Source organism: Phytohabitans aurantiacus, from assembly GCF_027923225.1.
Lineage (GTDB): Bacteria > Actinomycetota > Actinomycetes > Mycobacteriales > Micromonosporaceae > Phytohabitans > Phytohabitans aurantiacus.
Genome location: NZ_BSDI01000076.1, coordinates 16,780 through 29,251, shown reverse-complemented (window position 1 = coordinate 29,251; position 12,472 = coordinate 16,780). Strand labels below are relative to the sequence as shown.

General features: G+C 70.4%; 13 protein-coding genes and 1 pseudogene. 5 read left to right on the top strand and 9 right to left on the bottom strand.

Annotated elements, in window-relative coordinates; genetic code table 11:
- Window positions 1-5: 5 nt before the first annotated feature.
- Window positions 6-2,399, top strand: coding sequence for a beta-xylosidase/alpha-l-arabinosidase (locus tag QMG73_RS41895; protein WP_281905098.1), 2,394 nt, complete (start codon window positions 6-8; stop codon window positions 2,397-2,399).
- On the opposite strand, the gene QMG73_RS41890 is transcribed toward QMG73_RS41895, so the two are convergent.
- The 4 genes from QMG73_RS41890 to QMG73_RS41875 all read right to left on the bottom strand — a co-directional run bounded on the left by QMG73_RS41890 (window position 2,377) and on the right by QMG73_RS41875 (window position 5,370).
- Window positions 2,377-3,120, bottom strand: a complete 744-nt coding sequence (locus QMG73_RS41890) for a DUF72 domain-containing protein (protein WP_281905097.1) — start codon at window positions 3,118-3,120, stop codon at window positions 2,377-2,379. The genes QMG73_RS41895 and QMG73_RS41890 overlap by 23 nt on opposite strands.
- Window positions 3,117-3,989 carry a DUF72 domain-containing protein gene (locus QMG73_RS41885; protein ID WP_281905096.1) on the bottom strand — a complete coding sequence of 291 codons (873 nt, stop codon included), beginning with the start codon at window positions 3,987-3,989 and terminating at the stop codon, window positions 3,117-3,119. The genes QMG73_RS41890 and QMG73_RS41885 overlap by 4 nt, the downstream gene beginning before the upstream one ends.
- A gap of 102 nt (window positions 3,990-4,091) precedes the next feature.
- Window positions 4,092-4,718 (bottom strand): nucleoside/nucleotide kinase family protein, encoded by a 627-nt coding sequence (locus QMG73_RS41880; protein WP_281905095.1) that lies wholly within the window; start codon window positions 4,716-4,718, stop codon window positions 4,092-4,094.
- A gap of 13 nt (window positions 4,719-4,731) precedes the next feature.
- Window positions 4,732-5,370, bottom strand: coding sequence for a winged helix-turn-helix domain-containing protein (locus tag QMG73_RS41875; protein WP_281905094.1), 639 nt, complete (start codon window positions 5,368-5,370; stop codon window positions 4,732-4,734).
- A gap of 388 nt (window positions 5,371-5,758) precedes the next feature.
- Between QMG73_RS41875 and QMG73_RS41870 the strand changes: the two genes are divergently transcribed.
- Window positions 5,759-6,193 (top strand): hypothetical protein, encoded by a 435-nt coding sequence (locus tag QMG73_RS41870; RefSeq protein ID WP_281905093.1) that lies wholly within the window; start codon window positions 5,759-5,761, stop codon window positions 6,191-6,193.
- Complete coding sequence (locus QMG73_RS41865) at window positions 6,181-7,035, top strand: MFS transporter permease (protein WP_281905092.1); 855 nt, start codon at window positions 6,181-6,183, stop codon at window positions 7,033-7,035. Before QMG73_RS41870 ends, QMG73_RS41865 begins: the two co-directional genes overlap by 13 nt.
- Before the next feature lie 46 nt (window positions 7,036-7,081).
- Here the strand turns inward: QMG73_RS41865 and QMG73_RS41860 are convergent, their stop codons facing one another.
- Entirely contained in the window at window positions 7,082-7,453 is a 372-nt protein-coding gene (locus QMG73_RS41860; RefSeq protein ID WP_281905090.1) for a thiol-disulfide oxidoreductase DCC family protein, read from the bottom strand.
- Window positions 7,454-7,494: 41 nt separating this feature from the next.
- Here QMG73_RS41860 and QMG73_RS41855 point away from each other — a divergent pair, with 41 nt between their 5' ends.
- Together QMG73_RS41855 and QMG73_RS41850 are read left to right on the top strand one after the other, a co-directional pair.
- The gene (locus QMG73_RS41855) at window positions 7,495-8,424 is read left to right on the top strand and encodes an AEC family transporter (protein ID WP_281905089.1); all 930 of its coding nucleotides are present in this window, start codon (window positions 7,495-7,497) and stop codon (window positions 8,422-8,424) included.
- A 54-nt stretch (window positions 8,425-8,478) separates the two neighbouring features.
- Window positions 8,479-9,357 (top strand): AMIN-like domain-containing (lipo)protein, encoded by an 879-nt coding sequence (locus tag QMG73_RS41850; protein ID WP_281905088.1) that lies wholly within the window; start codon window positions 8,479-8,481, stop codon window positions 9,355-9,357.
- A gap of 526 nt (window positions 9,358-9,883) precedes the next feature.
- Here QMG73_RS41850 and QMG73_RS41845 read toward each other — a convergent pair.
- From QMG73_RS41845 to QMG73_RS41830, 4 genes and pseudogenes are all read right to left on the bottom strand, one after another.
- Window positions 9,884-10,315, bottom strand: a pseudogene (locus QMG73_RS41845) (winged helix-turn-helix domain-containing protein); the annotation flags it as partial.
- Between the two features lie 6 nt (window positions 10,316-10,321).
- Complete coding sequence (locus QMG73_RS41840) at window positions 10,322-10,720, bottom strand: rhodanese-like domain-containing protein (protein WP_281905140.1); 399 nt, start codon at window positions 10,718-10,720, stop codon at window positions 10,322-10,324.
- 11 nt (window positions 10,721-10,731) lie between these two features.
- The gene (locus QMG73_RS41835) at window positions 10,732-11,175 is read right to left on the bottom strand and encodes a cysteine dioxygenase (protein ID WP_281905085.1); all 444 of its coding nucleotides are present in this window, start codon (window positions 11,173-11,175) and stop codon (window positions 10,732-10,734) included.
- Window positions 11,176-11,333: 158 nt separating this feature from the next.
- Entirely contained in the window at window positions 11,334-12,467 is a 1,134-nt protein-coding gene (locus QMG73_RS41830) for an ABC transporter substrate-binding protein (protein ID WP_281905084.1), read from the bottom strand.
- Window positions 12,468-12,472 lie beyond the last annotated feature (5 nt).

Below are 12,472 nucleotides of genomic sequence, written 5' to 3'. Positions count from 1 at the left end.
AATGAATGACCGACAGGAGACCGACACCGGTGACCGAGTCGAGTGAACCGACCGTAACCGTCGTGGTCCGGGAGCCGTGGCAAGACCCTTCCCTCCCGGCCGAGAAGCGCGTCGCCGACCTCCTGGGCCGGCTCACCCTGGAAGAGAAAGTCGCACAGCTCGTCGGCGTGTGGATCGGCGCGCACGCGACCCCCGACGACCTGGCTCCCCAGCAGCACGAGATGGTCAAGGCCGCCCCGGACTGGCAGGAGCTGATCCGCGACGGGATCGGGCAGGTGACCCGACCGTTCGGCACCGCGCCCGTCGACCCGGCCCTCGGCGCGCGGGCGCTGGCCACGATGCAGACCGAGATCATGGCCGCCGGACGGCACGGGATACCGGCCGTCGCGCACGAGGAGTGCCTGACCGGCCTGATGACGTGGGGCGCGACGGTGTACCCCACGCCGCTCGCCTGGGGCGCCACCTTCCACCCCGAGCTCGTCGAGCGGATGGCCGCCCAGGTCGGCGCCGACATGCGCTCCCTCGGCGTGCACCAGGGGCTCGCCCCGGTGCTCGACGTCGTCCGCGACGCGCGCTGGGGCCGCACCGAGGAGAGCATCGGCGAAGACCCGTACCTGGTCGCGACCGTCGGCACCGGCTACGTGCGCGGCCTGGAGTCGGCCGGCGTGGTCGCGACCCTCAAGCACTTCGTCGGGTACTCCGCGTCACGCGCCGCCCGCAACCACGGGCCCGTGGAGATGGGCCCGCGCGAGCTGGCCGACGTGCTGCTGCCACCGTTCGAGATGGCGGTGCGCGAGGGCGGCGCCCGGTCGGTCATGCCGGCGTACACGGAGATCGACGGCGTGCCCGCATCGGCCGACCCGGCGCTGCTGACCGCGCTGCTGCGGGACGCGTGGGGGTTCACGGGCACGGTCGTCTCCGACTACTTCGCGATCTCGTTCCTGCAGATGTACCACGGGATCACCGAGACCAGCACCGGCGCCGCGGCGCTCGCGCTCGCCGCCGGCATGGACGTCGAGCTGCCGGCTGCGCGCGACTACGGCGCCGGCCTGATCGCCGCCGTGCGCGCGGGCGAGGTGCCCGAGAGCGACGTCGACAGGGCGGCATGCCGGGTACTGCGGCAGAAGTGCGAGCTGGGGCTGCTCGACCCGGACTGGCAGCCGGTCCCACCCGCACTGGCCGATGTAGACGGTGACCCGGCCGGCACGGTCGATCTCGATCCGCCGCGGAGCCGCGCCATCGCCCGGCAGCTCGCCGAGGAGTCGGTCGTACTGCTCGCCAACGACGGCGCCCTGCCGCTGCGGCCCGACGCCCGGATCGCGCTGGTCGGCCCGCTAGCCGGCACGATCGAGGGCCTGGTCGGCTGCTACACGTTCCCCGGCCACGTCGCACCGCAGCACCCGGAGATGCCGCTCGGCATCGAGATACCGACGCCGCTCGACGCCCTCGCCGCCGAGCTGCCGGACGCGACGCTGCGGCACGTGCCCGGCTGCTCGGTCGACGGCGACGACACGTCGGGCATCGCCGAGGCGGTCGCGGCGGCGGCCGGCGCCGACGTGTGCGTCGCGGTGCTCGGCGACCGGGCCGGGCTTTTCGGCCGGGGCACGTCTGGCGAAGGCTGCGACGCCGAAGACCTGGCACTGCCCGGCGTGCAGGCGCAACTGCTCGACGCGCTGCTCGCCACCGGCAAGCCGGTCGTCGCGGTGCTGCTGACCGGCCGGCCGTACGCCCTCGGGCGGTTCCGCGGGCTGGCGGCGGTGGTGCAAGGGTTCTTTCCTGGGGAGGAGGGTGCCGGGGCGGTCGCCGGGGTGCTCTCGGGTCGGGTGTGCCCGTCCGGGCGCCTGCCCGTGAGCGTCCCGCACCGGCCCGGCGCCCAGCCCGCCACATACCTCAACACCGCGCTGGGCCAGGGTTCCGCGATGACCACAGTGGACCCCAAGCCGCTTTACCCGTTCGGGCACGGCCTGTCGTACACCACGTTCGAGTGGGACGGTCCGAGCGCGGTGGACCCGATCGAGATACCCACCGACGGCGAGGTCACGGTCGCCCTCACCGTGCGCAACACCGGCGACCGCGCGGGCGCGGACGTGGTGCAGCTCTACCTCCACGACCCCGTCGCGCAGGTCGCGCGCCCGGTGGTGCGGCTGATCGGGTACGCCCGCGTGCCGCTCGCGCCCGGCGAGAGCCGTGAGGTCGAGTTCCGGGTATCGGCCGACCTGTCCGCCTTCACGGGACGCTCGGGGCGGCGGGTGGTCGAGCCGGGCGCGCTGGAGCTACGGCTCTCGGCGTCGAGCGCGGACCACCGGTACACGGTGCCCCTGCTCCTGGTGGGTCCGGAGCGCGAGGTCGACCACGAGCGCCGCCTGACCACCGAGGTCACGGTCCGGGCGCCCGCGTGACGTCCTGGCCGCGGCGCCGGGCGGCCGCGGCCAGTTCGGCGGCGTTCACGGTCGCGGCGCCGCCGGGGTCGTTGTTGAAGTAGACGTACGTGTTCACGCTCTGGTCGATGCGGTCCAGCCAGGACCGCAGCGCCGCCCGCCCGTACCGCGGCCAGGGCGTGGCGCGCCCCTCGTGCAGCCGCAGATAGCCCCAGTCGGCCGTGCGCCACAGCGGCGTCACCGGCCGGCCCTTGCGGTCCGCCCAGCTCAGGGCCGCGTTTCGCTTCTCCAGTACCGCGCGCGTCTCATCGGTCCACCACGTGTCGTGCCGTGGCTCGACGGCCACCTTCACCTCGGGCGGAAACAGCGCCAGCACCCGGTCCAGCGCCGCCGGATCGGCGCGCAGCGTCGGCGGCAGTTGCACGAGTACTGGCCCGAGGCGGTCACCGAGAGCGGTGGCGCGCGACAGGAACCGCTCGACCGGCTCCTCGGGATCCCGCAGCCGCTTGATGTGGGTGAGGTACCGGCTCATCTTCACGGCGACGCAGAAGTCGTCGGGAGTCCGCGCGCGCCACTGCTCGAAGGTGGAACGTTCCGGCAGGCGGTAGAAAGCGTTGTTGACCTCCACCGTGGCGAAACACGACGCGTAGTGTTCCAGCCAGAGCCGCTGCGGCAGCTTCTCGGGATAGAAGCGTCCCCGCCAGTCCTTGTACTGCCAGCCGGACGTGCCGACGAGGATCATGACTCGTCGAGAAGGTCGAGCAGGTCGCCCGCGTTCCGCTGGGCGTAGTCGCTGTAGCAGTTGTTCATCAACACGTGCGTCTCACCCGCCTGGTCGGCCAGTTTCCGCAGCTTCGGAGCCCACTGCTTCAGTTCCCGGGTCGAGTAGAGATATCCAAACTTCTCGTAAATGTTTTTGCTGGTCCACTTGTCGCTGTGGCCGTGGAAACGCACCACGGACAGTTCCGCGCTCGCTTCCAGGACCGGCGGAATCGACGAGCGGTGACCTTGGGGCATGTCGACACATACGTAGGGCAACCGGTGTTTGCGAAGGAAGTCCAGCGTTTCCTCGCGATTGTCACCCTCGAACCACGACGCATGCCGGAACTCGAATACGGCCCGCAGCGGCCGGCAGCGCCGCTCCACCTCCAGCAGGTACTGCTTGTTGCTCTTGCGAATTGTGAACCACGGCGGGAACTGGAAGAGCACCGCGCCCAACTTGCCGGCCTCGACGAGCGGGTCCAGCGCCGACAGGAACCGGGTCCACACGTCCTCGTACGCCTGCGGCGGCAGGTCGTCGGGGTACACGTTCTTCTTCTCGGTCTCCGGGCGCAGGTCCTTGTAGATCGCGGAGACCTTGGTCGGGTGGCCGGTCAGCAGGCTGAACGCCTTGATGTTGAAGGTGAAGCCGGGCGGCGTGCGCTGCGCCCACAGGGCGGCGGTCTGCTCGGCGGGCGGAGAGTAGTAGGTGGCGTCGACCTCGACCAGCGGAAACTTGCCGGCGTAGTAGCCCAGGCGCTTCTCGGCGCTGTCGGCGCTCGCCGGATACCACCCGGACTCCAGCAGCGTCTTGTCCGTCCACGAGGCGGTGCCGACCTTAATCTCCCCCATACCCCCTTCATACCCACTCACCCCGCGCTCCTCACGCTGCGCTCCTCACTCCGTGATCAGGGCGTCCCTCAAGTCGTTAGGGCGACTTGAGGGACGCCCTGATCACGAGGCGATGAGGGCGGGATGGCGGGGGTCGTCCATCTTGACGACGATGTCGGCGAAGCCGGCGGGTCCGACCTCGTCGGCGTACCGGGCGAAGGCGGGCAGGGTCCAGTGGTCGTCCGGAGGTGTGCGGCGCGCCAGGGCCGCGGGCGACATCGACAGGTGGACGGCCACGTCGAAAGGCAGCCCGGCACCGAGTAACAACGCACCGCTGACCAGCACCACCGCGCCCCGCGGCACCGGCTCGTACCGCGCCCGGGTGGCCCGGTCGGTCACCGGATCCCACAGGCTCGGCAGCACCAGGCCCGCGCCGCCAGGAGCGACCGGGTCGAGCACCTCGCGGCGCACCCCCGGCTCGTCGAGCCACCCCTCGTAGTACGAGTCGGGGTTGGTGCGCCCGAACTCGTAGCGCAGCGACGCCGGCCGCAGGAAGCCGCCCGCCGGCACGTGCAGCGCGGCCCGCCCGCGGGCTCGCAGCGGGTCGACCAGCGCGCCGGCGAGATCACCCGGTGTGGTGGCCGGTGCGCCGTCGATCGCGACCCGCAGCCAGCGGCCCGGGCGGTCGGCGGCGAGCCGGTCCGCGAGCTCCTCGACGAGTCCGGCCGGCGTGATCGGCCGTACCCTCACGCGTCGGAGTTTCTCACGCGTCGGGGTCGATGGTGATCTTCGCGTCGTCGGCCAGCCGGTATCCGACCCCGTACACGGTCGTCACCAGCGGCACATGGGTGCCGATCTTGGAGCGCAGGCGCCGGATGTGCACGTCGACCGTGCGCGCGCCCGCGTGCTCGTATCCCCACACCCCGGTCAGCAACTGCACGCGGCTGAACACCCGGCGCGGGTTTTCGGCGAGGAAGAGCAACAGGTCGAACTCCAGCCGGGTCAACCGCAGCGGCTCGCCATCGAGCAGGACGGTGCGCGACGAGGCGAGCACGCGCAGGCCGGTGCCGTCTTCGGGCAGCGCCGCGCGCACGCTGGGCAGGGACGTCACGGGCGCGGGTTCGACCGCCGGCTCGGTCACCGCCGTGGCTGGAAGCGGCGCCGGCCCGGGGGCGAGGCTGACCGTGCCCTCGCCGCGTTCGACCAGCTCACGGGCGACCTCGAGCAGCCGGAACGCCTGTGGGGTCAGTCCGTCGTCGCTCGACAGCGGGATCGAGAACGTGACCGTCAGCGTCGGCGACGCGCCGCCCGCCGGGCGGCGGGGTGCGGCCGGTGGCCGCCCGGGACCGGTGGGCTGCGAAGCGTGCCAACCGACTCGCGACGAGGCGGCGACGACCGACATGGGTCCTCCTCTTTAACGATCGGAATCCGGCGGCGTATTCGGTACGCCGGCCGGCTCCCCAGGAAACGACATTGCCCACGGTGAAGCCGTTGTAATTCTCAGCAACATTCCACCGATCAAATGTATTTGGGCCGCAACGCCACCTGCCCCGGAGGTCCGCCGAAATCGACGCTCGCGACGGGCACACGGATACCCCCAACACACCGCATGTCACGATGGTCCCGGCAGCCACCGGTCGCGGTCAATAGGCACGGACGTTGCAGAAATGTGACAATGGACAAACTCACAGGAATCGATTGCTCTCTCTCCGTACGTAATATTGCTGGTAAAACGCTTCCGTAGCGCGGGTCCATGATCGCTGGCGAAGGTCATGTATGGTCACCGTCCGATGGACACGCTGACCGCCGCCGGCCGCACCGGCCGCCTGCTGGCCACCCTGGTCGCGGGCGTGCTGCTGCTGGCGGGCACCATCTGGGGCGTCGACGACGACTTCCCCTTCGGACCGTTCCGGATGTACTCCACCGCGCCCGGTTCCAACGAGCCGGCGCCCGACACCCGCGTCGAGGGTGTGGAGGGCAACGGCACGATCGTGCCGCTCACCGAGCGGAACACCGGCATCCGGCGCGCCGAGATCGAGGGCCAGATGGCCGCGTACCAGGCCGACCCGTCGCGCCTGCGCCAGGTCGCCGACGCCTACGCCAGCCACAACCCGGGCGCGCCGGCGCTCGTCGAGGTGCGGATCGTGATCCGGCGCGAGGGCGTGAAGGACAGCAGGCCAACGGGTACCCACACCGACGAGACGGTGGCGCGATGGAACCCGTGACCCGCTGGCTGTTCGCGCCGGTGCCGCGCGGCCGCGTCGCGGCCTTCCGGACCATCGTGTACCTCTTCGTCGTCCTCGACCTGCTGGTGTTCACGCCGTGGGTGCGCTCGCACGCGTCGGTGCCCGGTGAGCTGTACCAGCCGCTGCTCGTCGGGCGGCTGCTGCCGCTGCCCACCCCCACTCCCCTGCTGGTACACGGGATCTTCTGGGCGCTGCTCGTCACCGGTCTCGCCGCCGCCACCGGCCGCGCGCCGCGACTGCTCGGCTGGACCGTCTTCGCGCTGTACTTCGAGTGGATGATCATCGCGATGAGCTACGGAAAGGTGGACCACGACCGGTTCGGCTTCCTCGTGGCGCTCGCCGCACTGGCCACCGCCGGGCGGGCACGGCACGGCGACGCCACGCTCACCGAGGCGGGCGGCTGGGCGCTGCGGGTCACCCAGATCGCGGTGGTGTGCACGTACTTCCTGGCCGCCTTCGCCAAGCTGCGCTTCGGCGGGATCGACTGGGTCACCAGCTCGGTGCTCGCCCGGGCGATCATCCGGCGCGGCACCGACCTCGCCGACCTCATCGCGCAGGTGCCGTACCTGCTGATCCTGGCGCAGCTCGGCATCGTCATGTTCGAGCTGCTCAGCCCGCTGATCTTCGTGGTGCGGGAGCGCTGGCGGTACCGGGGGATCGCGTTCTTCTACGGCTTCCACGTGGTGACGTACGCGACGATCACGATCTCGTTCGCCCCGCACCTGGTGGCGATGACCGCGTTCCTCCCACTCGAACGCGTCCGCCCCATCGTGTGGGCGCGCCGCCGCTTCGCGCGCACCCCCGCACCGACCGACCCGTGATCAGGGCGTCCCTCAAGTCGTCATAGCAACTTGAGGGACGCCCTGATCACGAGCGGTCAGGCACCGCGCACGCGGCGGTGCCGCCGGGCATCTTGTGACGGTTGCGCGCCACCCAGCGGTACGCCGGCCAGGCCAGGGCGCGCACCGGGCGCATCCGCAGCAGCGCGCCCGCCGGACGCCAGAACAGGTTGCTCGCCCCGAGCAGGTCGGCGATCGCGTCCGGGCCGGCCGACCTGCGGTCCGCGGCGACCCACTGCACGGCCTGCTCGCACTCGTCGGGCGTGATGCCCAGCGCGTCCAGGTCGGCGAACTGCCACGGCAGCACGTTCGCGTTCGTCGGCACCCATCGCGCCACGAATTCCGCGCACTTGGTGCAGAACGCGCAGTCACCGTCGAAGAGGAACGTGGCGTGATCCATATCTTGATGATGCCGCACGCCGGGACGGGCATGCTTACCCGGTGCGTGGTGTGCTGACCGGATTCGCCGCCATCTGGGCCGTCACGCTGGTCGGCTACCTCATCGGCCGGTACGGGCTGCTCGGCCCCGGCGGCACGACGGTGCTCGCGCGGCTGGTCTTCTTCATCGCGACGCCCGCGCTGCTGTTCACCACGCTCGCCACGTCGTCACTGGGCGAGGTCTTCACGGGCGCGCTGGCCGCGTTTGTGCTGAGTACGGTCATCGTGGCGGTCGCCTACGTGGGGCTGACCCGGTTCGCCCGCTCCGCCGAGAACGGCGCGGGCGAGACCGCTGTGGGGGCGCTCGCCTCCTCGTACGTCAACGCGGGCAACCTCGGCATCCCGGTCGCCGCGTACGTGCTCGGCGATGTGTCGTTCATCGCACCCGTGCTGCTGTTCCAGACGCTGCTGTACGCGCCGCTCGGGCTCGCCGTGCTCGACGCCATCGCGGCCGGGCGCAAACCGTCGGCGCGGCAGTGGGCGGCCCTGCCGCTGCGCAGCCCGATCATGCTCGCCTCGGCGGCCGGCCTCGCGGTGGCCGCCTCCGGGTGGGATCCTCCCGAGGAGGCGCTGCGCCCGTTCGAACTGATCGGGCAGGCCGCCGTACCGCTGGCGCTGCTCGCCCTCGGCATGTCACTGCGGGGCAGCCGCCCGCTCGCACCCGGGCCGGACGCGTGGCACCGGTACACCGCGGTCGTCCTGAAGGTGATCGGGCAGCCCGCGCTCGCGTACCTCATCGGGCGCTTCGTCCTCGGCCTGGAGGGGCCGACGCTGCTCGCCGCGGTCGTCACGTCGGCCCTGCCGACGGCGCAGAACGTGTTCGTCTTCGCGACCCGCTACGGCCAGGCGCCCGGCCTGGCCCGCGACGCCGTCGTGCTCACCACCCTGGCCGCGGCGGGGACGCTTGTCGTCATCACGACACTGCTCGGGTAAACCAATCGTCACTCTCCGGCGTCGTCATCCCACCACCAGGAAGGGATGGCACCAATGTTGATCACTCGATACCGGGCCGGCGCGCTGGCGCTCGCCGGACTGCTCACGGCGGGCTTCGCGACGGCGGCCAGCGCGGCCGCGGGCGGTGCCGACCTGCCGGCACCCACCAACACGAAGCCGCTCGTCGGCAAGGCCACCACGAACAACCAGGGCACCCTCGTCGGCGTGCGCCACGCGCGGCACGACAGATACGACCGGGTCGTCTTCGACTTCAAGGGCGCCGGCACGCCGGGCTACCGGGTCGAGTTCGCGCCGCTGGTCGGCATCGCCACCGGTACGCAGATCCCGCTCGAAGGCCCGGCCGACCTGCGGATCGTGTTCGACGGTGCAAACGCCCCCAAACTGCACCACTACGTCGCTACGCCGCGTTACCCGACGCTGCGGCAGATCAAGCTCGGCGGCGCCTTCGAGGGCAGGGTCATCGCCGGCCTGGGCCTCTCCGACGCGCTCGGCTTCCGGGTACTGCGGCTGAGCAACCCGCCACGGATCGCCGTGGACGTGGCGCACCAGCCGACCCAGCCGTTCCGCTCCGAAAGGTGGCAGGGCGGCGGCGACGCGGACGTGGTACGGATCAACGGGGTCCGGTTCGGGTGGCACCCCGGCTACGACCGGTACGTGTTCGACATGGGCACGGCGAAGTTCCCGCTGATCGACGTGGCGTACGTGCGGGCCACCCCGACGCGCATCTTCGTCGGCTTCACCGGCATGACGACGCGGGTGGGCACGGTGAGCGGCCAGCGACCGTCCAATGTGACCTTCAACGTGCACGAAAACGGCACGGTGTCCGGCTTCATCGACACCGAGGCGAGGAAGGGCTTCCGCGTCATGCTTTTGACCAACCCAACCCGCCTGGTGGTAGACGTCAAACGCTAACCAGCGCTCTCCCCGCCGGCACGCGCCGCGCCCACGCCAGGCCCGTCGATCAAGGGCGAACGCACGTGGTTGGATCTCTTTTCCGCGTGTATTCGCCCTTGATCCATGCGATTGCCCTTGATCGGCGCGCTGGGCTCGGCGACATGCCGCCGCCAACCCCTCAAGCCCGGCGGCCCCGGCCACGACGGCGCGCCGCCTCACACCCCGGGCACCTCTTTCGTCTCAGCAACCGCGGCCCCTGGCGGGGCCGTTCTGGGCCGGGAAAGCGAGAGACGCCGCGCCTTCCGGCACGCCGCCGCCGCTCGCGCCATTTGCGGCCGGCGCCGCCGGACAAAATCCCTGATTTTGGTGCCTCAAGCGTGCTCGGAGGCAGCAAAATCAGGGATTTCGGTGCTACGTGCGGGCGGGTCGTGTGGCCGCGGAGGGTGAGGCCGCGGGAGCAACGGCCCGGAGCACGACGGGCATCGCGGTAGCCCAATATCCCTTTGAATTGATCATCGCGACCGCGCCAGCGCGATCACCCGAGCTAGGCGTCCTGCTCGATGGTGATGCGCGCGTCGTCCGCCAGCCGGTACCCCACCCCGTACACGGTGGTCACCACCGGCGTGTCCTCGCCGAGCTTGGCCCGTAGGCGGCGCACGTGCACGTCGACGGTCCGGGCGACCGCGTGCTCGTACCCCCACACCGCGCCGAGCAACTGGCGGCGGGTGAAGACCCGGCGCGGGTTCTCAGCCAGGAAGTGCAACAGGTCGAACTCCAGCCGCGTCAACTCCAACTGCTGCGACCCGCGCAGCACCGCACGGGAGCCCGGCACGATGCGCAGCGGCTCGCCGACGCTGACCCCGGCTTCTCCTTGGCGGGCGAGCTCGCGAACCACCTCCAGAAGGCGGAACGCCTGCGGGCTGAGCCGCTCTTCGGCCAGTGGCACTGTGAACGTAACGGTGAGGGCGGACATGACTCTCTCCTAGGGGTGAACGGAGTTGAGATACGCGTAGATGTCCGCCGGCCCGAACGCGGGCAGCCCGGCCGCCCGCCAGGCGACGAAGCCGCCCACCAGGTCGGTGGCCAGAAACAGCCCGAGTTCCTGCAGGGACGCCGCCGCGAGGGACGAGGTATACCCCTCCTGACAGAAGACCACCACCGGCAGGTCATACCGGTTGGCGATCGGGAGCCGGGCCGCGCTGCGGGGATCGAAGCGCCACTCCAGCACGTTGCGCTCCACTATCAGCGCGCCGGGGATCTCGCCGCTGGCGGCGCGCTGGGCCGCCGGCCGGATGTCGACCAGGACGGCGCCGGAGCGATATGCGAGGTGTGCGGCCTCCGGCTCCAACCGACACAGTTTGGCTCGCGCCTCTGCGAGCATCTCGTCGACCGTCACCACGACACTCCCGCCTTCTCGATCTCTCGTGTGTAGAGGCGGCCATCGTCGAACCGGTAGCGCGTCATGCTCCGCAACGCGGGCCCATAGACGTGCACGCTGACCGCCGGCGTGTTGCCTCGATTGGCGACACCGTGCACATGACGCGGCCCGAACCGCCGCCACCGCCCGGCCGGAAGCCGCGTCTCGACCAGCCGGCCCCGGCCGACCGTCTGCTCGGTGAGCACGCCCTCCACAACGACGAACGCCCCAGCCGAACCACCATGATCGTGCAGGTCCGTCTCCTGGCCGGGCAGCCAGGTGAGCAGCCACACCTCATGGTCGTCGGCTTCAGCGATGCGCGCATACCACCGGTCGACCGGGTCGAACCGCGGCAGTACGGGCCATCGGGCCGGCTCGGCCGCCCAGCGTCGCGCGGTAGCGAGCAGATCGTTCGTCATACCCGCAAGCGTACCCCATAAACCCCATCGGTCTAGTAGGTATATCCCACCCCCATGATCAGGGCGTCCCTCAAGTCGCCCTAACGACTTAAGGGACGCCCTGATCACAGCGAGGTCCCGCGCCGCCGGCGGCCGGTGGCCGGAAAGGGGGCGCGGGGTTAGGCGCCGCCCTCTTTTAGGGTTACGGTCTCGGGTTTGAAGGAGGAGCCGGTCACGTCGGTGCCGCTGGACTTCAGGGCGTCGACGGCCTTCTGGACGTACTCGTTCGTATACGCCGTGCCCGCCGGCTGCTTGGTGATGACCGTCTGGCCGTCCTGGTTCTTCGTGGTCAGCGCCAAATCCACCGTCGCCTTCCACGCCGCCTCGTCGAGCAGGCCCACGCCGGAAGGCGACGGCCACACCAGTTTGTTGACCTCGTTCATCTGCCACAGCTGGTGGCTGGCGCCCAGTTTCGAGCCCTTCTTCACCACCATGTCACGACACTCCGCGGCGTTGTCGCGGCAGTACGCCCACCCCTTCAGCGAGCCGGTCAGGAACTTGACCGCCGTCTCCTGGTAAGCGGTGTCGGACTCCAGCTTGGAACTGTTGGCCCAGATCGCGTCCTGGAGCATCGCCGTGCCCACCGTGTTCCAGTCGAGCACGGTGAAGTCGGACGGCTGGTAGAGCTGGCCGGTCGCCGGGTTCTTGGCCTCCAGCAGTTGGGCGTACTCGTTGTAGCTCATCGCCTGCGCGGCGTCGATGTCCTTGCGCAGCAAGGCCTGCATGTCGAACTGCTGCTGCACCAGCGTGACGTCCTTGCCCGGGTCGAGTCCGGCCTTGGTCATGCCGGCGAACAGCTCGAACTCGTTGCCGAAGCCCCAGTTTCCGACCTTCTTGCCCTTCAGGGCGGCGGGCGACGAGATGTTGCTGTCCTTGAACGAGACCTGGTACGTGCCGGAGCGCTGGAAGATTTGCGCGATCTCGGTGATCTCGGCGCCCTGCTCGCGGGAGGCGAGCGCCTTGGGCACCCAGGAGACCGCGAAGTCGGCCTGCCCTTGGGCGAGGACGGTCTGGGGGACGATGTCGACGCCGCCCTCCAGGATCTGTACGTCGAGGCCCTGCTCCTTGTAGAAGCCCTTGTCGACCGCCGCGATGTACCCGGCGAACTGGGCCTGTACGAACCATTGAAGCTGGAGCTTCACCGCGGTCGTCCCCCCGGAGGAGGAGCCGGACGAGGAGTCGTCGTCGGCCGTTCCGCAGCCCGCCAGCATGAGGGCGCCAGCCAACGCCCCACCTATCAACCGTCTTCTCATCGCAT